Raw genomic sequence first — 19,447 nt, forward strand, 5'->3', positions numbered from 1 at the left:
CATGAGCCAATACTTTTTGATGTTCGTATCAATCGATTAAAGCGATTGCTCGCAGACGGTACTCGGAATTGATCGATAAAAACGCTCCAATTCGATCGGCGGTGTTGCATCGAAATCGTGGCGCATTAGGCGGGGCTGTAGGTGTGACCTCTCAGTAGATTGTTCATCCGAGCCGCAAGCCTTGAAGCTGATGGGTGCTGAAATCCGTCAGACGTAAGGAGCGACCCGGATGAACACGCAAAAGAATGCGCGACTCACGACGCACAGTCGACAGGTGCTGGTGCGGCGCGTGGTCGAACAAGGACTCAGCCCTGTCGATGTCGCCCAGGCCATGGCCGTTAGTCCACGCACCGTCTACAAATGGTTGGATCGCTATCGACGCGAAGGCTGGGCCGGGTTGGCGGATCGAAGCTGTCGACCGCGACGGTGTCCGCACCGGCTGAGCCAAGCGCAGCGCAGCCGTATTATCCGGTTGCGCCGACAACGGCTTATTTATCGCGCGATCGTGCGCCAGACCGGCGTGCCCCGCGCGACGGTTGCGCGCGTGCTTCAACGCGCCGGCTTGAATCGATTGTCGGCGCTTGAACCCTCACAGCCTGCGCAGCGCTACGAACACGCCGCGCCGGGCGATCTATTGCACCTAGATATCAAGAAAGTGAATCGTTTTACGCGCCCCGGCCATCGCGTCACGGGCGATCGACGCGGCAAGTCCCGCGGTGCCGGCTGGGACTATGTCCATATGGCCATCGATGACCACAGCCGGGTCGCGCACGCCACGATCTGGCCGGACGAGACCGCGGCCAGCGCGGTCCGAGCGCTAATGGCGGCCTTGCGTTACTACCGTCGTCTGGGCGTGCGGTTCAAAGCGGTGCTCACTGATAATGGCGCCTGTTATCAATCCAGGCGCTTTGCCAAGGCCTGTCGTCGACTCGGACTCAAACACAGGCGCACGCAGGCGTACCGGCCGCGTACCAACGTCAAGACCGAACGCTGGATCCAGACCGCGCTACACGAATGGGCGTATGCCCATGTCTATCAGAACGCCGACGAGCCCGCGGCCTATCTGCCGTACTGGCTGCATGACTACAACTGGCACCGACCCCATGCCAGCCTGAAGCACAAACCACCGATCAGCCGCCTGGGCTTATCCGTGAACAATGTGGTGGGTTTACACAACTAGGCCACCTATCCCTTTTGGATACCCAACCGCCTAAACCGGAGTGCAGTAGCCCCCTGCGGGACACTACGGGCACAAAAAAAGCCCGGCAGCGCTGGGCTTACCGGGCTTCTGTAGATCACGTTGGACCCTGTACTGGTGGAGCCGGGCGGAATCGAACCGCCGACCTTCGCATTGCGAACGCGACGCTCTCCCAACTGAGCTACGGCCCCAGATTCTGTGCCCGCATCCCTGCGAGCGAGCGGCGTATGATAGCAGGCTTATGCCTGTTGCCAACCCCCTTTTTTCTGCAAAGCCGCAAAGCCCGCCACGAGCGGATTTCGCGATCTGGGTGTTCGCCAAGGCACCGATCGTCGGCCAGTGTAAGACGCGCCTGGCGCGCCAGCTCGGTAACGTACGCGCGACGCGGCTGTATCGCGCGATGCTTGAACACGCGGTGGCCCGTGCCTGTGCCCTGGCGCCCGGCCGAGTGACGCTGGCCTGTTCACCAAGCCCGCGCCACCCCGTGTTTGTACGCCTGGCCGCGCGTTATGGCGTCATACGACGGCGCCAGGCCAATGGGCCTCTGGGCTATCGCATGGCCCAGGGCGTACGTCAGGCGCTGCAAATGAGCGACCGGGTGATACTCATGGGCACCGATCAACCTGAACTTGAAGGTTCTTGGCTGGATCAGGCCCTGGCGCAGCTCAGGCACGGCCACAGCGCATGGCTAGCGCCTACGCACGACGGCGGTTACTGGGCGATCGGGCTATGCCGGGCCAACGCCCGCGTTTTCCGTGGACCGGCGTGGAGTACTTCGCGGGTGGCGCGAACTACCCGAACGCGCGCTCTGGCTCTGGGGCTCGACCTCGAGCGCCTGCCCGCGCGCCGGGATATCGACGAGGGCCGGGATTGGCAGCAGCTATCGCGGGGGCTGCGCGCCCCGCTGGCACGGGCGGCGAGCATGCCGGGGCGCGGACCGCCCGGACCTTCTTACGATCCGGGCGAATAGCCGCCGCGCCACGCAGGCACGGCACAGGAGGCGCTCTTAGCCGGCTTCGGCGGCGCCGTTGCCGGCGCTGGCCTGGCGCACGCTACGGAAATAGCGATCCAGCCATTCGTTCAGATCGGTAAACATTTGCGCAATTTCCTGCTCGCCCGGTGCCTCGTCTGCGTTATCGAGTTCCACCGTGATCACCGGGATGCCCTGCATACGCGATGCGTAGTTGCCCAGCGAACCGGGATAGACGCCCAGGCGATGCAGATTCAGGCTCCCCATCTTGCGCGGCGCGGGAAAGTCGCCGTCGTAGTCGAGCAGGCCGTACGGCGCATGCAGCGAGATGATCACATCCGGCTTGAACTCGCGAACCTGCTCGGCCAGCCACTTGTTTTCCGGCTCGCTGCCCGCGCTTTCACCCGGGAAACGACGTTTTTCGAAGCCGACGCGGCGCCAGTAATCGCGCGACTCCTTGGCCCAGCCGGCGGTGGGCAGATTACGGTTGAGATCGACACCGTTGGCGTTCACACGCGTCGGCGGCTCGTGGAAAAGACCGTCCGGGTTGAGCACCGGGGCAACCTGCCACGCATACGGCGTGCCCTTGTCGGCGATGATGTTCATCCAGCTGAATACCGTGCCGACCGAACTGAGTTCATCGCCGTGGGTGGCGGCAATCAGCAGAACCCGCCCCGACTGGGATTGCTGCTTGGAGGGCTCGATCTTGCGCATCACCAGCGGGCGGCCGTTAACCGACTTGTGGCCCGAGTCCGCGAAAGCGCCGGACATGCAGTCCGAGGTATCCACCCCGCCCACGCGCTCGGCAAGCTCGCGACACCAGCCGGCCACCACATCGCTCGGCGGCATGTTCGCGCCGGCGAGCTGGACGATGCCCTGACGGCCGATGAACTGCAGATTGGGCATGAACTGCGGTGGCTCGGGCTCGGGCGCCGGCTCGTTCGCGGCCATCTGGTCATCGCCCGGTTCTTGTGGACTCTCGATGCGGGCGTCGGCAGAGGATTCCACCACCTCCTTGTCGGGCTGGTTCTGTGCCACCTGTTCCGGCGCGCTGGCCTCCGGCTCGGAGCCCTCATCGGAGAAATTATAGGTGACCAGTACGGTGACCAGTGCCACCAGCACCATGCTGCCGATCCACCCGGCGACGAGCACCTTGGGATTCGGATTCGCGCCGCCCTGGGCGCTGCCCTTTTTCTTGAAAGATCCGTTAGCCATGACAGTCAGCCGTGCCGGCTTTGTGCGGTCACCGTATCCTGCGCAAGCGCATCGGTGAGGAAATCAAATGCGTCATCGACCGAGTCTGCCCGATAGAACAGGTCGATGTCGCGCTCTGCTATCAGCCCCATTTCCACGAACACATCGAAATCGATGAGTCGATCCCAGAACTTCTTACCATAGAGTACAACCGGGATACGCGGCTGTTTGCCGGTCTGTATCAGTGTGAGCATCTCGAACAGTTCGTCCATGGTGCCGAAGCCGCCCGGAAATATGATCAGCGCCTTGGCGACGTTCATGAACCAGAACTTGCGCATGAAGAAGTATTTAAACTCGAAGTTCAGCTCATCGCTGATATACGCGTTCGCCCCCTGCTCATGCGGCAGCTCGATATTGTAGCCCATCGACAGATCGCGGTTGACGTCCGCCGCCCCCCGATTGGCCGCTTCCATGATGCCCGGCCCACCGCCGGTACACACATAGTAATGGGAATCGGCGTCGTGTGTCTGCATGGTCCAGCGCGTCATTCGCGCTGCCAGCTCGCGGGCTTCTGCATAGAAGTCCACGGTATCGTCGACCGGATCGGGTTCGATCGGACGCAGACGCGCCGAGCCCCAGAATATCAACGCACGATGCACATTGAGTTCTTTCAACCGCGCTCTGGGTTCGAGATATTCGGAGAGAAGGCGCAGCGAGCGCGCCTCATCGCTGAGCATGAACTCAGCGTCTTCATAGGCCTTGGTCATTCAAACCCCGGTGAGGTCAAATCGTCGTGTGCCGGATTCGGCGCTCGCGCGAGTATATCAGCGTGAAAACGGCCGCCGGCGATCTGTGCTGACATGAATCAATTCGTCATGTTTCAAACGATGGTTGAATTGTTTGCGATCGGACCTATAACAGGACGTAATACCGGGCACAGCCATCGCAATCGCTGTGCCACACCAGTCAAAGAGGGATAGCACCACATGCGAATGGACAAACTCACCAGCAAGCTCCAAAGCGCTCTCGGCGAGGCCCAGAGCCTGGCCGTGGGCCGTGACCACAACGAAATCCAGCCGGTGCACGTCCTGCTGGCGCTGCTCGATACCGAAGGTGGCACCGTGCGCCCGCTGCTCGACGGCGCCGGGCTGGACGTGCGCGACCTGCGTAACCGCCTGCTCAAGGCGCTCGACGATCTGCCCACCGTGGGCCAGGCCACGGGCGACGTGGGCGCCGGCCAGGCGCTGGTGCGCGTACTCAACCTGTCGGACAAGCTGGCCCAGAAGCGCGGCGATTCGTTCATCTCCAGCGAGCTGTTCGTGCTCGCCGCGCTCGAGGACAAGTCCGAAGCCGGCACCATCCTCAAGAACGCCGGCGCCACCCGCGACAAGCTGACCGCACAGATCGACAAGATCCGCGGCGGCGAAAACGTCGACGACGCCAACGCCGAGGAGCAGCGCGGCGCGCTCGACAAATACACCATCGACCTCACCGAGCGCGCCGAACAGGGAAAGCTCGACCCGGTGATCGGCCGCGACGAGGAAATCCGCCGCGTGATCCAGGTGCTTTCGCGCCGCACGAAGAACAACCCGACTCTGGTCGGCGAGCCGGGCGTGGGCAAGACCGCCATCGTCGAAGGGCTGGCCCAGCGCATCATCAACGGCGAAGTGCCGGAATCGCTGCGCGACAAGCGCGTGCTGGTACTCGACCTCGGCGGCATGATTGCCGGCGCCAAATACCGCGGTGAGTTCGAGGACCGTCTCAAGGGCGTGCTCTCCGACCTGTCCAAGCAGGAAGGCCGGATCATCCTGTTCATCGACGAGATCCATACACTGGTGGGCGCCGGCAAGGCCGAGGGCTCGATGGATGCGGGCAACATGCTCAAACCCGCCCTGGCCCGTGGCGAGCTGCACTGCATCGGCGCGACCACGCTCAACGAATACCGCGAGAACATCGAAAAGGACGCGGCGCTGGAACGTCGCTTCCAGAAAGTGATGGTCGACGAGCCGGATCTGGAAGACACCATCGCCATCCTGCGCGGGCTCAAGGAACGCTATGAAGTGCATCACGGTGTGGATATCACCGACGGTGCGATCATTGCCGCGGCCAAGCTGTCGCAGCGCTATATCACCGATCGCAAGCTGCCCGACAAGGCGATCGACCTGATCGACGAGGCGGCCTCGAAGATCCGTATCGAAATCGATTCCAAGCCGGAAGAGCTGGACCGGCTCGATCGTCGTCTCATCCAGCTCAAGATTGAGAAGCAGGCGCTGTCCAAGGAATCCGACGAGGGCTCCAAGAGCCGGCTGGATAAGCTCGACGAGGAAATCGACGACCTCGAACGCGAGTATTCCGATCTGGAAGAAATCTGGAAATCGGAGAAAGCGTCGGTTGCCGGTGCCGCCAACAAACGCGAAGAACTCGAACAGGCCAAGAAGGAACTCGAGGCGGCCCAGCGCGCCCGCGATTTCGACCGCATGTCGGAACTGCAATACGGGCGCATCCCGCAGCTCGAACGCGAACTGGCCGAAGCCCAGGCAGCCGAGGAAAAACCGGCGGCCACCAAGCTGTTGCGCAACAACGTCACGGACGAAGAAGTCGCCGAGATCGTGTCGCGCTGGACCGGCATCCCGGTCAATCGCATGCTCGAAGCCGAGCGCGACAAGCTGCTGCGCATGGAGGATTCGCTGCACGAGCGCGTGATCGGCCAGGACGAAGCGGTCTCGGCGGTATCCGACGCCATCCGGCGTTCGCGCTCGGGATTGTCGGATCCGAACCGGCCGATCGGCTCGTTTTTGTTCCTCGGCCCCACCGGCGTGGGCAAGACCGAGCTGTGCAAGTCGATTGCCACCTTCCTGTTCGATAGCGAATCGGCGATGGTGCGTATCGATATGTCCGAGTTCATGGAAAAACACTCGGTCGCGCGCCTGATCGGTGCGCCGCCGGGCTATGTAGGCTATGAACAGGGCGGTTATCTCACCGAGGCCGTGCGCCGTAAGCCCTACTCCGTGATCCTTCTCGACGAAGTCGAGAAGGCGCATCACGATGTGTTCAACATCCTGTTGCAGGTGCTCGACGACGGCCGGCTTACCGACGGCCAGGGACGCACGGTGGACTTTCGTAATACCGTGATCGTGATGACCTCGAATCTGGGCAGCCAGCTCATTCAGGAGCTGTCCGACACCAGCTACGACACCATGCGCGAATCGGTGATGGAAGTCGTTGCCCAGCATTTTCGGCCCGAATTCATCAACCGTATCGACGAGTCGGTGGTGTTCCACCCGCTCGGCCAGAGCGAAATCCGTTCGATCGCCAGGATCCAGATGCGCGAACTGCATCAGCGCCTGGCGGAACGCGAACTCACGCTCGAGGTCAGCGATGCCGCGCTCGACAAGCTCGCCGAAGCCGGTTTCGACCCGGTCTATGGCGCACGCCCGCTCAAGCGCTCGATCCAGACGCTGGTGGAAAACCCGCTCGCCAAGCGAATACTGGCCGGCGAGTTCGTGGCCGGCGATACGGTCAAGGTCGATCTCGGCGAGGACACCGCGCTGCATTTCGACAAGGCCGCATAACGAAGGCGGCCAAGCCGAACTCACCCGCGCCTACGGTTGTAGCGCGGGTGAGTTTTTTCATGCAGGCCGTTTTGCCTAGCGCCAGGCCGAGAACGCCAGTGTCCCGCTGACAGCAACCGCGTGCGGCCCGGTCACAGCTCGGCGATCGTTTCCCGCATGCGCTTGCGCATCTGAGCATCAGGGAGTTTGCCGTAGCCGGCATGCATGTTATCGCGCAGGTGTTTCGGGTCGCTGGTGGCCGGAATCACGGCGGTGACGCTTTCGTTGGCAAGCACATATTTGAGCGCGAACTGGGCCCAGGAGAAGCAGTCGAATTCCTTCGCGTACTCGGGCAGCGCCTGGCCCCGGGTCTGGCCGAATATGCGGCCATCGTTGAAGGCGCGGTTCACCAGCACCGCAATGCCGTGGTCGGCGGCCAGCGGCAGCAGCCGTTTTTCGGCATCGGGCGTGATGATCGAATAGTTGAACTGGACAAAGTCCATGTCCTTGGTCGCCATCTGGTGTTCCAGCTCGTCGAAGGCGCTGGTCAGATAATGGGTGATGCCGATATAGCGCACCCGCCCCTCTTCCTTGAGTTGTTTGAGCGTCGCCCACTGGTTGTCCAGACCAATGAAGTTGTGGATCTGCAGCAGATCGATCGGCTCACCCAGCGCATCGATGGAGGCACGAAACTGGTCCAGCGTCTGCTCGCGACTGCGCTTGCGCACCTTGGTGGCCATGAACAGCTGGTCTCGTACGCCGGTTTGCCGGGCGATATTGCCGATATTGGTTTCGGCGTTGCTATAGGACGGCGAGGTATCGACCAGCGTGCCGCCCATGGCCACGAACTGCTTCATCACCTCGGCCAGATCCGCCTGCGTGGCGGGGTCGCGGGTTTCGAAGGAACCGGACGAGCCCATGCCGATCACCGGAATCTTTTCGCCGGTGGCCGGGATGGCGCGTTGGCGCATGGCCTGGTCGGCGGCTTCGGCCTCGATCTGCGCAGCCAGCGAAAGCTGCCAGGGCATCGCAGCCAGCCCGGCCCCGGCCACGCCATAGCCGAGCAGGCGACGACGGCTGAACGGCTTGTCGAATATCGAATCATCTCGGCTCATAGTCCACCTCGGTGCAGTTGGTTTGGGGTATGTTCGTGGTTTGCCTGTTCGCGGGCACGGCGTGCGCGCCCGAGCATGAGGCCGCATAGCGCCCAGAGCGTTGCCAGCGGTACTGCGGCAAAGGCCAGCGCCGACAGGCCGAGCCCGACGGCTGATAAACCGGTGAAAAGCCAGCCGCTGGCTGCATCGCCGCCGCGATAGACGACGGTGTCGATGAAGTTCTTGGCCTTGTACTTGTCTTCGCTGCTGACCACCGAAAACAGCATTTCGCGGGCCGGCTTCGTGATTGCATAGTTGCCGGCACGCCGCGCCACCTGGAAGACCACCAGCACCGCGAGCGTCGGCGCCACGCCCAGCGCAGCAAAGCCGGCCGCGACCGCGACCGGAATCATGGCCAGGGCGATCGGCAGGCCCAGCCAGGCCACCAGGCGCGCCGTGGCAAAGAACTGTAGTGCCAGGGTCAGACTGTTGGTGGCCAGGTCCATCGCCGCGAACACCTGGGTACGCTGTGCGCTGTCGTCAAAGGCGTTCTCGACGATGCGTGCCTGTTCGAAATACAAGAACGTGGACAGCGCCGAATAGAACACGATGAACACACAGATGCCGAGCAGGTACGGCGAACGGGCCACATGGGTCGCGCCGGCCCATACGCTTTCACTGCGCACGCGGGCAGCAGGCGGCGCGCCGCTGCGGCCACCGGTGCACTGCATGACCTGCAGCGCACAGACCACCGCCGCAATCAGCAACGCCGCCGACAAAGGCAACAGATTGACCGGCCCGAGGTATTCGACCAGCAGCGTGGTCAGGCCCGGACCGGCGATGGCGCCGAGACTGCCGCCCGCCGCAATCAGTCCGAACAGACGTAGCGCCTGGGCCTGGTCGAACATGTCGTTCATCACGCTCCAGAACAGCGAAATGACGAACAGGTTGAATACGCTCACCCATACGAAGAACGCGCGCGCGACCCAGGTCGGCGCGACCTCGGCGCGCAGCAACAAGAAGAACACCAGCAGGTTGACGACGAAAAAACCATAGCTGGCGATCACCACGCCGCGCCGCGAAAAGCGCGCCACGGCCCAGCCAAAGGCCGGCACCACCGCCAGCATGAGCAGGAACGTGGCCGAGAACACCCAGGCCAGCGCGTCCACCCCGCCCTGGATGCCCATCTCATCGCGCAGCGGGCGCAGGATGTAGTAGCCGCACAGCAGGCAGAAGAAATAGGCAAACGACCAGGCCACCGGCCCGAATTCGCCGCGCTCGAGCTTGAGGGCCCGTGCGAGCCGGCCGGTCATATCTTTGCCTGCTGCGAGAAGGTGTTGTGCATACCGCCTGCCGCGATTGAAAGCATGAGTAATAGACCTTACCTAGGGAAGCTCTGCACAACCTGTCACGGTCGCGCCGGCGTGCTTTGCGCGTGATTGACAAGGACGTGAGAGCGTAGCGTGCTTGCTGCACGGTAGCGAACACTGACGCCGATCAAGCGCGCGCAAAGCCGGCGGCCCCGAAGGGGTTCGGCCTCACAGGCGCCGCGGCTGCGTTGCCAGGCTTGACCTGCCAGAAAGGCAGGCGCTGCGCCCGGACGCCTTGCCGCACCGTCTGTGAGGACTCGAACGCGATCCGCGAGAGGTTATGCAGAGCTTCCCTAAGCTGGCGACACGAAACAGGAGTCTTGTATGCAATACGTCAACGCAAACGGCGCAGAAATCCCGGCGATCGGGTTCGGTACGTTCGAGCTGGAACCGGCGGACGCGGAATCGATGGTCGCCCACGCACTGGACGTAGGGTATCGGCATATCGATACCGCCCAGATGTACAAGAACGAAGAGGCGGTGGGCCGCGGCCTGAAGAAATCCGGACTCGATCGCGAAGACATCTTCCTGACCACCAAGGTCTGGACCGACCAGTTCGCCGACGGCGACCTGCAGGCATCCGTACGCGAAAGCCTGAAAAAGCTCGATACCGACTATGTCGACCTGCTGCTGTTGCACTGGCCGAATCCGGACATCTCGCTCAAGGAAACGCTGGGCGCGCTCAACGAGGTCCGCGAACAGGGTCTGGCACGCAATATCGGCATCAGCAACTTCACCACCACCCTCATCGAGGAAGCAGTGGGCCAGTCCGCCGCGCCGCTGGCTACCAACCAGGTGGAATTCCATCCCTATATCAGCCAGAAGCCGGTGCTGGACAAGGTCGCCGAACACGGCATGGCGCTGACCGCCTACTGCCCGCTGGCCCAGGGTCGTGTATTCAGCGAACCGACGCTGGAACGCATCGGCAAGGCGCATGGCAAGAACGGCGGCCAGGTCGCCCTGCGCTGGCTGATCCAGCACGGCGACGTGGTGGTCATCCCGCGCTCGTCGAAGAAGGCGCATGTGACCAACAATTTCGAGATCTTCGATTTCGAACTGACCGAGGAAGAGATGCGCGAAATCGAAGCGCTGCATTCCGAAGACGGCCGCATCATCAACCCCTCCTTCGCGCCCGAGTGGGATAACGCGGCCTAAAGAAACGTTCTGCCCGCGAAAAAGAAAAGGCCGCGCCCGAATCGGGCGCGGCCTTTTTGCTTGTCACATCGATAGACGTCACAGGCCAGGCGTATAGGCTGGCTCCAGCTAGCGCGCGCCGGCCGCGATACGCGTATGGGCCATGTCGACGGCCACCGCTTCCGGCGGCCGACGCTCCGCCCGGGCCTGTTCGAAGATTTCGTCCAGCGTGGTTTCGATCGACGCCACGCGAAAACGCACCCGCTCGGCGTTGTAGCCTTCGCTATCGAGTTCGTCGCTGACGTTGATCAGCCCGCCGGCGTTGATCACGAAGTCCGGCGCGTAGACGATGCCGCGCTCGGCCAAGCGCATACCGTCCTCGGGCGTGGCCAGCTGGTTGTTGGCCGCCCCGGCCACGATCGCACACTCGAGCTCGGAAATACGCCGCTCGTCGAGAATGGCGCCGACCCCGCTGGGTGCAAAGATATCCACGTCCTGGGCATGAATGCGATCGTTATCGACGATTTCGGCACCGGCCGCGGCCGCCTGCTCGCAGGCTTCGTCGTTGATATCCGAAGCCCATACCTGCGCGCCCGCCGCAATCAGGCGCTCGACGATCGCAAGGCCCACGTGGCCACAGCCCTGGACCGCAACCCGCAGGCCCTTGAATTCGACCGGCCGATCGGCCGCGCGCAGGGCCGCGCGCATGCCGGCGATCACGCCGTCGGCGGTATGCGGCGACGGATCACCCGAGCCGCCGGCTTCCAGACTGCGCCCGACGGCATGCGGGGTCACTTCGTTGAGCAAGGCGATATCCGACTCGCTCATGCCCATATCCTCGGTGGCCACATAGCGCCCGGCCAGCCCGTCGACCGCCCGACCCAGCGCATGCATGCCGGCCTCGCGATCACGCGGAAACGGTGCCATCACGACCGCCTTGGCGCCGCCACAGCGCAAACCCGCACAGGCGGCCTTGTAGCTCATCGCCTCCGACAGGCGCAGCACGTCGGTCAACGCAGCCTGTTCATTCTCGTATTCGCGGATTCGCACGCCGCCGAGCCCCGGTCCAAGCGTGGTCGAATGGATGGCCACGATCGCGCGCAGGCCGGTGTCGGCGTCGCTGATATGACAGACCTGCTCATGACCCGCTGCGGCCATCTGCGTGAAAACGCTCAAGACTCACTCCTGCTCAATGAATGCATCAGCCAGAAGTCTGCCGCTCTGCCCGGCCGCTGTCGATGCCGGCGGGCGATGGTTGCGCCCGCGCGGGGCAACAGCAATACTGGCAAGGGTTTATCATGACGACAGGCACAGGCGGGCGTTCTGCTCGGGGCCGACGGCGCGCCTGCGCAATCCGCTGTTCGCTGCGCATCGCGCCGATGCTCGGGCTTGGGACATATATTATGGTCATACGTGCACTGATCGCTGCCTTTCTCGTGCTTGCAAGCGCTACGGCTTCGGCCCAGGCCGGCGGCATCGATGTCGAGCTCAACAAGCTCGAACCGGTCGATGGCGCCTGTCGAGCCTATCTGGTCACCCAGAACCTTACGGATTCGACCTTTGAGGATGTCCAGCTCGACGTGGTGATGTTCGACAACGACGGCATCGTCGCCCGCCGGTTGGCCGTGCAGATCGGCCCCATGGCCCGTAACAAGACCAGCATCAAGGTTTTCGATATCAAGAACCTGGCCTGTGACGACATCGGCCAGATGCTGCTTAACGACGTGCTCCAGTGCCGTTCCGAGCAGGGCGCGCGCGACGACTGCCTGTCGCTGCTGTCGGTCTCGCAACGCGGCAACGTGCCGTTCATCAAGTGATTACGGCGACGCGATGCCCTGCCCGCCCCCGCTGACCACGTATTCACGACCCGGAGCGAACACGTGAACTCGTTACTAGACGCTATTTCCGGCGCCGCCGACATCATTGCACTGGGCGGGACCGTGGTTGTCCTGCTGCTGTTGATGTCGCTGGTGGCGATCACGATCGTACTGGCCAAGATCTTTCAGTTCCGGCGGGTGCGCATCAACGATCGGCGTACCGCCCGCAACGCCCTCGAACTCTATCGCGGCGGCAATGCGAGCGCCGCGGTCACAAGCGCAAAGCGCTCGCCCAACCCCACGGCCCGCACCCTGGCCCGCGCGATCGAGCTGCGCCAGCGCAGCGGCGTCGCCGAGGGCATACTGCGCGAAGATATTCTTCAATACGGCGGGGATATGCTCGAGTCGCTGCGCAGCCATTTGCGCCCGCTCGAGGTCATTGCCGCACTGGCGCCGCTGCTGGGCCTGCTCGGCACCGTACTGGGCATGATCGAAGCGTTTCGCGATCTCGAACAGGCCGGCAGTCAGGTCGACCCTGCCGTGCTCTCCGGCGGTATCTGGCAGGCATTGCTGACCACTGCGGTCGGCCTGGCCGTGGCCATGCCGGTGATCGTGGCCCTGAACTGGCTCGAGCGCACCGTCGATCGCTGTGCACATGAAATGGACAGCGTCGTAACCCGCGTATTCACCGCCGATCTGACCCGTAGTACGCCCGCAGCCACCGCCCGCGACGATGACGACGAACACAGCAAGCGCACCCCGTTCGTTTAGCGCGCGCCTGCAGGCGTCCCGGCGGCGGCGATCGCTGATCAGCCTGACGCCGTTGATCGACGTGGTCTTTATCCTGCTGCTGTTCTTCATGCTGGCATCGAGCTTTCTCGACCTGCATTCGATCGTGCTCGACACCCCGGCCGAAGGCAGCGCCGCGCCGGCGGTGGAAGGTGCCCTGCTCGTCGACGTACGCCTGGACGGGGTGCGTTTCGCCGGTCAGTACGTGGGCATGGACGAGCTGATACAGCGGGTGCGTATTGCACTGGCCGATGCGCCCGACCGGCGCGTGCTGGTGCGCCCCGCGGAGCGTGTGAAGCTTCAGGACGCGGTACGCATACTCGACGCGCTCTCCGCTGCCGGGGTGAAGCAACTCTCGTTGATGGAAGCGGCCGGCAGCGGCAGCCGGCGCTAGACGATGGCCATGCACTTCTCGCGCACTCGGCGCTCGCGTATCAACGGGGACGACTCGATCCTGCCGTTGACCAACGTGGTATTCCTGCTGCTGATCTTTTTCATGCTGGCGGGCAGCCTGGCCTCGCCGCAGGCCTTCGATATTCAGCCGCCGGTGTCGCAAAGCGAGGCCCAGGCGCGCCGGGACGGCCTGGAGATACAGATCGCCGCAGACGGCGAGATCGCGATCGACGGTCAGCCGATCGAACTCGACGCGCTCGAGGAACGCGCCCGCGACGCGCTTGAAGCCGACCCCGATCTCGCCCTGCGACTCAAGGCCGACGGTGACGGCGACGCCACCCGCGTGGTCGCCGTGATGCAGGCGTTGCGGGACGCCGGCGGCCACAAGCTGCGGCTGATCACACTGGCCCCGGAATAACGCAGGCATGGGTATATCCAAGCGCCAATGGTTATTCGCGCTGGCGATTGCGGCCGGTCTGCACGTGCTGCTGCTGATCGTGTTCCTGATGGGCGGATTCAGTCGCAACCAAGCGCCCGAGTCGCCAGAGGGGGTCATGGTTTCACTCGACCGACTCGACCCCGGTCCGCCGCCGCAAGCCATGGCCGCCGAGGCACCCGTGGATGCGCCCAAACCCGAGGTCGCGGCCGCCGGCGCGCCGCCCGCAAGCCAGGCGAGCGCCCCCGATTCGACCGCCGTCGCGCCGCCGGAGGTGGCAGAAACGGTCGCCAATATCGGCCCGGAACCGGCCGCGAGCCCCATGGCCTCGACTGCCGGCGCTCCGAGCCCCTCGGCCGATATGATCGAGGCTGCGCCGACGATCGCGCCGGCCGCCGAGCCCGCCAGTGCCGTCGCCGTGGCGCCCATCAACGCGACCGACGCTGTCGAGCCGAGCGAACAGGTCACCGCCCAGGCCCCCGAGATTGCCCGCACCGAAACGCGCGACGTCGAAAGCGACGCCAACGGCGCCTATGGCACGAGCGACGAATCCACCGATGACTACATCGTGCGGCTACGGGCCTGGCTTTCCCGCCACAAGCAGTACCCGGCAGCCGCGCGCCAGGGCGAAATAGAAGGCACCGTCCGCCTGTATATAGTGGTCGATCAAAACGGTCGGATCGTGAGCCGGCGCATTACCCAGAGTTCCGGTTCGGCGCTGCTCGACCGCGCCGCTGAACAAATGCTTACGCGCGCCGAGCCCTTGCCGCGGATGCCGGCATCCATGCGTCGCAACCGTCTCGAACTGGTGGTACCCGTGGTGTTTTCGCTGCGCTAGCCGGGTCGCCCGCGCTTACCAGACCACCAGCTCGACGCGGCGATTCTCGGCCATGCCCACGTCGCTTTTGTTGCTCGCCCGGGGCACGGCATAGCCAACGCCCCAGGGCTTGAGTCGGTCGGTATCCACGCCGTAACGGGTGACCAGGGCGTTGACCACGGCGCCCGCCCTGCGCTGCGACAAGTCGATGTTGTAATCGAAGCTGCCGCGGCTGTCGGTATGCCCCACCACAAGCAGTCTCAGATCCGGTCTCTCGGCCATGAGTTTGGCAATCTCGGAGAGCGTGGGGCGCGACTCGGGCTTGACCTGGGTACTGTCGGTATTGAAAAAGATGCCGTAGAGCGCAACCCGGCCCTGGGTATCCAGATCGTTGGCCATCTGCGCGGCATTGACCGCGATGGCGCCGATTTCGCGCGGTTTCACCCGTAGCGTATCAACCTGCACCACGACCCCCGGCCCGCTGGCGGCAATCTGGATGCCGACATAGATATCGCCGCCGCTATCGGCCTTGTGGGCCGCCATGTATTGCTGCTTGGCACCGCGACCGCCAAAACGCTCGGCGTCGATACGATAGCCCGGCGATGCGCGCAGAAAGGTGGGGCCGCAGCCGTCGGCCTCACAGTCGTAGACGATATCGAAACCGGCCCGGCCAAGGCGTTGCGCATAGCCGGCCGCCGCCTGTTCGATGTCGGCGTTGTCGGCCAGTTCGTAAGTGATGCGCGTCAGTGCACCTTCCACCGTGCGGGTGGCCGAGATATTACCGTTGATGCCGCCGCGCTGGGCGATACGATCGACGATAAGCGGATAGGTCGCAAAATCCTGCTGCTCGCTGGATACGATTCGTGCCGTGGGCGGCGCGGCAACGCCGGGGCTTGGCGGGGTCTGCTGCGCATTGGCGGACGCCGCGGCGCCGATCCAGACGAGGGCGAAAACGAGCAGGCGAAGCGAATACTTGGTCATGCGGCGATATTAACCGCGCTGCGCCGTCCTGTCAGGCGCATATTGCCTATCGCGTGCGCGCCAGAAGCTGCTATGCAAAAAAAGAGCCGGTGTCGCCACCGGCTCTTGATACGACGCTTTTCGAGCCCGCCCTAACGGACCCGCTCGATCACCGTCGCGATGCCCTGGCCCATGCCGATACACATGGTGGCCAGACCCATGGTGGCATCCTTGTCTTCTAGGATATGCGCCAGCGCGCCGGTGATGCGTGCACCCGAGGTACCCAGCGGGTGGCCCAGGGCGATGGCACCGCCACGAACGTTGATCACGTCCTGGCGATCTTCGATACCGAGTTCTTTGAGCACCGCCAGGCTTTGTGCCGCGAACGCTTCGTTGAGCTCGAAATAGTCGATATCAGAGAGACTTACGCCCGCACGTTCGAGCGCTTTCTTGCTCGCGGGCACCGGGCCGCGACCCATCACGGAAGGATCGCAGCCGGCCACGGCCATGCCGCGGATACGGGCCATCGGCTTGAGACCCAGTTCCTGGGCCTTGCCTGCCGACATGACCAGCACGGCAGCCGCACCGTCGGAAATGGCCGAGGAGTTGCCCGCCGTGACCGTGCCGCCGCGCGGATTGAACGCCGGACGCAGCGAGCCCAGGCCTTCCATGCTGGCATCGGCCCGCACCACTTCGTCGCGCTTGGCCATGAACATATGGCCGTCGGCGTCGTAGCCCTTGACCGGTACGATTTCGTCGTCGAACTCGCCTTCGACGTTGGCCCGGTGCGCCCGCTGATGCGAGTTAAGGGCGAACGTGTCCTGGGCTTCACGATCGATGCTGTGGATGTTGGCCAGCATTTCCGCGGTCAGGCCCATCATCGCCGCAGGCTTGGCGACGTGCTTGGACAACTGCGGGGCGATATCGACGTTGTAGTCCATGGGCACATGGCCCATGTGCTCGACGCCGCCGCAGATGAAGATCCCGTCGATCCCGGCGGCGATCTGACCTACCGCGGTATGAATCGACTGCATGGAGGAACCGCACAGGCGGTTGACCGTCTGGCCGGCGACCGCGTGCGGCAGCCCCGCCAGCAGGGCGGCGTTGCGGCCGATGTTGAGCCCCTGCTCCTTGGTCTGCTGCACGCAGCCCCAGATCACGTCTTCGACGGTTTCCGGGTCGATCGCCGAATTGCGTTCCAGCAACGCTTTCATCAGCGCTGCCGACAGCTCTTCGGCACGGGTATTACGGAACATGCCACCCTTGGAGCGGCCCATCGCGGTACGTACCGCATCAACTATCACAATGTCCTGCTTGGCAATGTCTTGCATGATTTTCTCTCGAAACTGGTTGAGCCGAACGCCTTACTGTCCGAAGTACGTTTCGCCGTTGGCGGCCATTTCCCGCATGCGCTCGGTGGGCTCGTAGAGCTTGCCGAGATGGCTGTACTGGTCGGCCTTGTCACAGACCGTAGCCAGCCCCTGGGCATCGGCGTACTTGAGTGCGCCACCGCGGAACGGCGGAAAGCCCAGGCCCATGATCAGGCCCATATCGACCTCGTTCGGGGTTTCGGCAATGCCTTCCTCGAGCGCACGGGCGGCCTCGATGATCAGCGGAATCATCATGCGATCGATGATCTCGTCGGCCTCGAAGTCCTTCTGTCCGTCCTTCTGGACGCTGGCGACCAGCTCATAGGCCTTGTCGTCCGGAACCTTCTTGGGACGGCCCTTCTTGTCCTTTTCGTACTTGTAATAACCGGCGCCGCTTTTCTGACCGAGCCGGTCGTTTTCGACCATGACGTCCAGCGACGACTTGCCTTCGTTCGACATACGGTCGGGATAGCCTTCGGCCAGCACTTCCTCGACGTGCTGGGACGTATCCATGCCGACCACGTCGGACAGATAGGCCGGGCCCATGGGCCAGCCGAACTTCTCCATGACCTTGTCGATCTTGGCGAAGTCCGCGCCGTCGGTGATCAGCTGCTGGAAGCCGAAGAAGTACGGGAACAGGATACGGTTGACCAGAAAGCCGGGGCAGTCGTTGACCACGATCGGCGTCTTGCCCAGCCGATGCGCGTAATCGACGATCGTGGCGATCGCCTCTTCCGAGCTCTTCTCGCCCTTGATTACTTCAACCAGCGGCATCTTGTGTACCGGGTTGAAGAAATGCATGCCCAGGAAGTTCTCGGGACGCTTGAGATCAGCGGCGAGCGTGTCGATGGAAATACTCGAAGTATTCGATGCAAGTATCGTTTTTTCCGAGACTTTTTCTTCGGTCTCGGCCAGTACGCTCTTCTTGATCTTCGGGTTCTCGACCACGGCTTCAATCACCGCATCGACGTTGCCGAAGTCGCCATAGGTCAGCGTCGGGCGGATACGCGACATGCCCTCGGCCATTTTGGCGGTGTCCATCTTGCCGCGTTCGACGCCCTTGGAGAAATGCTTGGCCGCTTCCTCCAGGCCCTGGTCGATCGCCTCTTCCTTGATGTCTTTCATCAGGATCGGCACGCCCTTGTAGGCGCTCTGGTAGGCGATACCGCCGCCCATGATGCCGGCGCCCAATACCGCGGCCTGCTCGATGGTGTGCGCGATCTTGCCGTATTTCTTGCCTTTCTTTTTGATCAGCTGGTCGTTGAGGAACAGCTGAATGAGGGCAGCGGCTTCGGTCGTCTTAGCCAGCTTGATGAAACCCTCGGTTTCTTCCTTGATGGCCGCGTCGCGCTCCATGCCCGCTGCCTTTGCCATGCGGTCGATGGCTTCGATCGGTGCAGGGTACATGCCCTTGGTCTGGCCCAGGACGTAGCCCTTGGACGTCTGGAACGTCATCGCGGCTTCGGTCTTGTTGAGCTTGAGCGGTGCTTTCTTTTCGGCCTTGCGGGCCTTCCAGTCGAACTCGCCGGCGATGGCGCGATCGAGCAGATCGCGCGCCGCGGCTTCGAGCTCGTCCTCGGCCACGACGGCGTCTACCATGCCCGCCTTGAAGGCCTTGTCGGCCCGGCGCGGGTTGCCGTCAGCGATCCATTCAATCGCGTTGTCGGCGCCGATCAGACGCGGTGTACGCACGGTGCCGCCAAAACCGGGATAGATGCCCAGCTTTGTTTCAGGGAAGCCGATCTGGGCCTTCTCGCCCATCACCCGGTAATCGGTGGACAGGCACATTTCCAGACCGCCGCCCAGCGCCATGCCGTTGATGGCGGTCACGCTCGGGAAATCCAGATCCTCGATGGTCGAGAACATGCGGTTGGCGTCGGCCATCCACTCGCGCATCTCGTCGTCGGAGGCCTTGAAGCGCTCGCCGAATTCCATGATGTCGGCGCCGACAATGAAGGCCGGCTTGGCGGATTTGACCAGCAGCCCCTTCACGTCGTCGGCGTGAGCCAGCGCCTTCGCGGCCTCGTTGAGATCGTTGATGGTGGCCTGGTCGAACTTGTTGACCGATTGTTCGCGTGCATCGAAACACAGCACGGCGATCCCGTCGGTGACGTCCACCGACAGTTTTGATCCCTCATAAAGCATGGATGCTGACTCCATATAAGATGAACATTGCCCCGACCGCCCAATGCGGCCAGGCCTTGGAACTCGTGGCGATACGGTAGCGTACTGTCGGTGGCGCCACAATCGTAACGGCTGCCATGCCGCCGACGGACAGGCAACGTCGAGGCACCCTATTTCGTAACATTGCGCAGTGTTTTTGACAGTCTGCGCGGCGCGTGGTTATCTACGTT

General features: G+C 63.3%; 17 protein-coding genes and 1 tRNA gene. 9 read left to right on the forward strand and 9 right to left on the reverse strand.

Annotated features, from left to right (window positions below):
* Positions 1-229 precede the first annotated feature (229 nt).
* Complete coding sequence (locus C84B14_RS14385) at positions 230-1,180, forward strand: IS481 family transposase (RefSeq protein ID WP_353225109.1); 951 nt, start codon at positions 230-232, stop codon at positions 1,178-1,180.
* Between the two features lie 133 nt (positions 1,181-1,313).
* On the opposite strand, the gene C84B14_RS14390 is transcribed toward C84B14_RS14385, so the two are convergent.
* Positions 1,314-1,389, reverse strand: a tRNA-Ala gene (locus C84B14_RS14390).
* A gap of 50 nt (positions 1,390-1,439) precedes the next feature.
* Between C84B14_RS14390 and C84B14_RS14395 the strand changes: the two genes are divergently transcribed.
* Complete coding sequence (locus C84B14_RS14395; RefSeq protein WP_353225111.1) at positions 1,440-2,168, forward strand: TIGR04282 family arsenosugar biosynthesis glycosyltransferase; 729 nt, start codon at positions 1,440-1,442, stop codon at positions 2,166-2,168.
* Positions 2,169-2,204: 36 nt separating this feature from the next.
* Here the strand turns inward: C84B14_RS14395 and C84B14_RS14400 are convergent, their stop codons facing one another.
* Both C84B14_RS14400 and C84B14_RS14405 read right to left on the reverse strand, forming a co-directional pair.
* Positions 2,205-3,383, reverse strand: coding sequence for a M14 family zinc carboxypeptidase (locus tag C84B14_RS14400; RefSeq protein WP_353225113.1), 1,179 nt, complete (start codon positions 3,381-3,383; stop codon positions 2,205-2,207).
* Between the two features lie 5 nt (positions 3,384-3,388).
* The gene (locus C84B14_RS14405; protein ID WP_348766788.1) at positions 3,389-4,129 is read right to left on the reverse strand and encodes an LOG family protein; all 741 of its coding nucleotides are present in this window, start codon (positions 4,127-4,129) and stop codon (positions 3,389-3,391) included.
* Positions 4,130-4,354: 225 nt separating this feature from the next.
* Here C84B14_RS14405 and clpB point away from each other — a divergent pair, with 225 nt between their 5' ends.
* Complete coding sequence (gene clpB, locus C84B14_RS14410) at positions 4,355-6,934, forward strand: ATP-dependent chaperone ClpB (protein ID WP_353225155.1); 2,580 nt, start codon at positions 4,355-4,357, stop codon at positions 6,932-6,934.
* Positions 6,935-7,065: 131 nt separating this feature from the next.
* On the opposite strand, the gene C84B14_RS14415 is transcribed toward clpB, so the two are convergent.
* Positions 7,066-8,028, reverse strand: coding sequence for an aldo/keto reductase (locus tag C84B14_RS14415; RefSeq protein ID WP_353225115.1), 963 nt, complete (start codon positions 8,026-8,028; stop codon positions 7,066-7,068).
* The gene (locus C84B14_RS14420) at positions 8,025-9,320 is read right to left on the reverse strand and encodes an NTP/NDP exchange transporter (protein ID WP_353225117.1); all 1,296 of its coding nucleotides are present in this window, start codon (positions 9,318-9,320) and stop codon (positions 8,025-8,027) included. Before C84B14_RS14420 ends, C84B14_RS14415 begins: the two co-directional genes overlap by 4 nt.
* A gap of 381 nt (positions 9,321-9,701) precedes the next feature.
* Between C84B14_RS14420 and C84B14_RS14425 the strand changes: the two genes are divergently transcribed.
* Positions 9,702-10,532 carry an aldo/keto reductase gene (locus C84B14_RS14425; RefSeq protein ID WP_348766297.1) on the forward strand — a complete coding sequence of 277 codons (831 nt, stop codon included), beginning with the start codon at positions 9,702-9,704 and terminating at the stop codon, positions 10,530-10,532.
* A gap of 108 nt (positions 10,533-10,640) precedes the next feature.
* Here C84B14_RS14425 and C84B14_RS14430 read toward each other — a convergent pair whose 3' ends face one another.
* Positions 10,641-11,687 (reverse strand): Glu/Leu/Phe/Val dehydrogenase family protein, encoded by a 1,047-nt coding sequence (locus C84B14_RS14430; protein WP_353225119.1) that lies wholly within the window; start codon positions 11,685-11,687, stop codon positions 10,641-10,643.
* Positions 11,688-11,914: 227 nt separating this feature from the next.
* On the opposite strand from C84B14_RS14430, the gene C84B14_RS14435 reads away from it, so the two are divergent.
* The 5 genes from C84B14_RS14435 to C84B14_RS14455 all read left to right on the forward strand — a co-directional run bounded on the left by C84B14_RS14435 (position 11,915) and on the right by C84B14_RS14455 (position 14,784).
* Positions 11,915-12,328 carry a Tat pathway signal sequence domain protein gene (locus tag C84B14_RS14435; protein WP_353225121.1) on the forward strand — a complete coding sequence of 138 codons (414 nt, stop codon included), beginning with the start codon at positions 11,915-11,917 and terminating at the stop codon, positions 12,326-12,328.
* A gap of 63 nt (positions 12,329-12,391) precedes the next feature.
* Positions 12,392-13,099 (forward strand): MotA/TolQ/ExbB proton channel family protein, encoded by a 708-nt coding sequence (locus C84B14_RS14440; protein WP_353225123.1) that lies wholly within the window; start codon positions 12,392-12,394, stop codon positions 13,097-13,099.
* On the forward strand, positions 13,062-13,511 hold the full coding sequence (locus C84B14_RS14445; protein ID WP_348766293.1) for an ExbD/TolR family protein: 450 nt from the start codon (positions 13,062-13,064) through the stop codon (positions 13,509-13,511). Before C84B14_RS14440 ends, C84B14_RS14445 begins: the two co-directional genes overlap by 38 nt.
* A 3-nt stretch (positions 13,512-13,514) precedes the next feature.
* Positions 13,515-13,928 carry an ExbD/TolR family protein gene (locus tag C84B14_RS14450; RefSeq protein WP_348766292.1) on the forward strand — a complete coding sequence of 138 codons (414 nt, stop codon included), beginning with the start codon at positions 13,515-13,517 and terminating at the stop codon, positions 13,926-13,928.
* Between the two features lie 7 nt (positions 13,929-13,935).
* Positions 13,936-14,784, forward strand: coding sequence for an energy transducer TonB (locus C84B14_RS14455; protein WP_353225125.1), 849 nt, complete (start codon positions 13,936-13,938; stop codon positions 14,782-14,784).
* A gap of 15 nt (positions 14,785-14,799) precedes the next feature.
* On the opposite strand, the gene C84B14_RS14460 is transcribed toward C84B14_RS14455, so the two are convergent.
* From C84B14_RS14460 to fadB, 3 genes are all read right to left on the reverse strand, one after another.
* Positions 14,800-15,744 carry an OmpA family protein gene (locus tag C84B14_RS14460; RefSeq protein ID WP_353225127.1) on the reverse strand — a complete coding sequence of 315 codons (945 nt, stop codon included), beginning with the start codon at positions 15,742-15,744 and terminating at the stop codon, positions 14,800-14,802.
* Between the two features lie 131 nt (positions 15,745-15,875).
* The gene (gene fadA / locus C84B14_RS14465) at positions 15,876-17,054 is read right to left on the reverse strand and encodes an acetyl-CoA C-acyltransferase FadA (protein WP_348766289.1); all 1,179 of its coding nucleotides are present in this window, start codon (positions 17,052-17,054) and stop codon (positions 15,876-15,878) included.
* A gap of 33 nt (positions 17,055-17,087) precedes the next feature.
* Positions 17,088-19,238: a fatty acid oxidation complex subunit alpha FadB gene (gene fadB / locus C84B14_RS14470; protein ID WP_353225129.1), complete on the reverse strand. Its 2,151-nt coding sequence runs from the start codon at positions 19,236-19,238 to the stop codon at positions 17,088-17,090.
* Positions 19,239-19,447 lie beyond the last annotated feature (209 nt).

The sequence above is a fragment of the Salinisphaera sp. C84B14 genome, from assembly GCF_040361435.1.
In the GTDB taxonomy this organism is placed as follows: domain Bacteria; phylum Pseudomonadota; class Gammaproteobacteria; order Nevskiales; family Salinisphaeraceae; genus Salinisphaera.

Coding starts and splice junctions, on each gene's coding strand:
- C84B14_RS14400 (WP_353225113.1), bottom strand. CDS start 3,383: ATGGCTAACGGATCTTTCAAGAAAAAGGGCAGCGCCCAGGGCGGCGCG.
- C84B14_RS14420 (WP_353225117.1), bottom strand. CDS start 9,320: ATGACCGGCCGGCTCGCACGGGCCCTCAAGCTCGAGCGCGGCGAATTC.
- C84B14_RS14460 (WP_353225127.1), bottom strand. CDS start 15,744: ATGACCAAGTATTCGCTTCGCCTGCTCGTTTTCGCCCTCGTCTGGATC.
- C84B14_RS14415 (WP_353225115.1), bottom strand. CDS start 8,028: ATGAGCCGAGATGATTCGATATTCGACAAGCCGTTCAGCCGTCGTCGC.
- C84B14_RS14450 (WP_348766292.1), top strand. CDS start 13,515: ATGGCCATGCACTTCTCGCGCACTCGGCGCTCGCGTATCAACGGGGAC.
- C84B14_RS14395 (WP_353225111.1), top strand. CDS start 1,440: ATGCCTGTTGCCAACCCCCTTTTTTCTGCAAAGCCGCAAAGCCCGCCA.
- C84B14_RS14445 (WP_348766293.1), top strand. CDS start 13,062: ATGACGACGAACACAGCAAGCGCACCCCGTTCGTTTAGCGCGCGCCTG.
- clpB (WP_353225155.1), top strand. CDS start 4,355: ATGGACAAACTCACCAGCAAGCTCCAAAGCGCTCTCGGCGAGGCCCAG.
- fadA (WP_348766289.1), bottom strand. CDS start 17,054: ATGCAAGACATTGCCAAGCAGGACATTGTGATAGTTGATGCGGTACGT.
- C84B14_RS14385 (WP_353225109.1), top strand. CDS start 230: ATGAACACGCAAAAGAATGCGCGACTCACGACGCACAGTCGACAGGTG.
- fadB (WP_353225129.1), bottom strand. CDS start 19,238: ATGCTTTATGAGGGATCAAAACTGTCGGTGGACGTCACCGACGGGATC.
- C84B14_RS14435 (WP_353225121.1), top strand. CDS start 11,915: ATGGTCATACGTGCACTGATCGCTGCCTTTCTCGTGCTTGCAAGCGCT.
- C84B14_RS14425 (WP_348766297.1), top strand. CDS start 9,702: ATGCAATACGTCAACGCAAACGGCGCAGAAATCCCGGCGATCGGGTTC.
- C84B14_RS14405 (WP_348766788.1), bottom strand. CDS start 4,129: ATGACCAAGGCCTATGAAGACGCTGAGTTCATGCTCAGCGATGAGGCG.
- C84B14_RS14455 (WP_353225125.1), top strand. CDS start 13,936: ATGGGTATATCCAAGCGCCAATGGTTATTCGCGCTGGCGATTGCGGCC.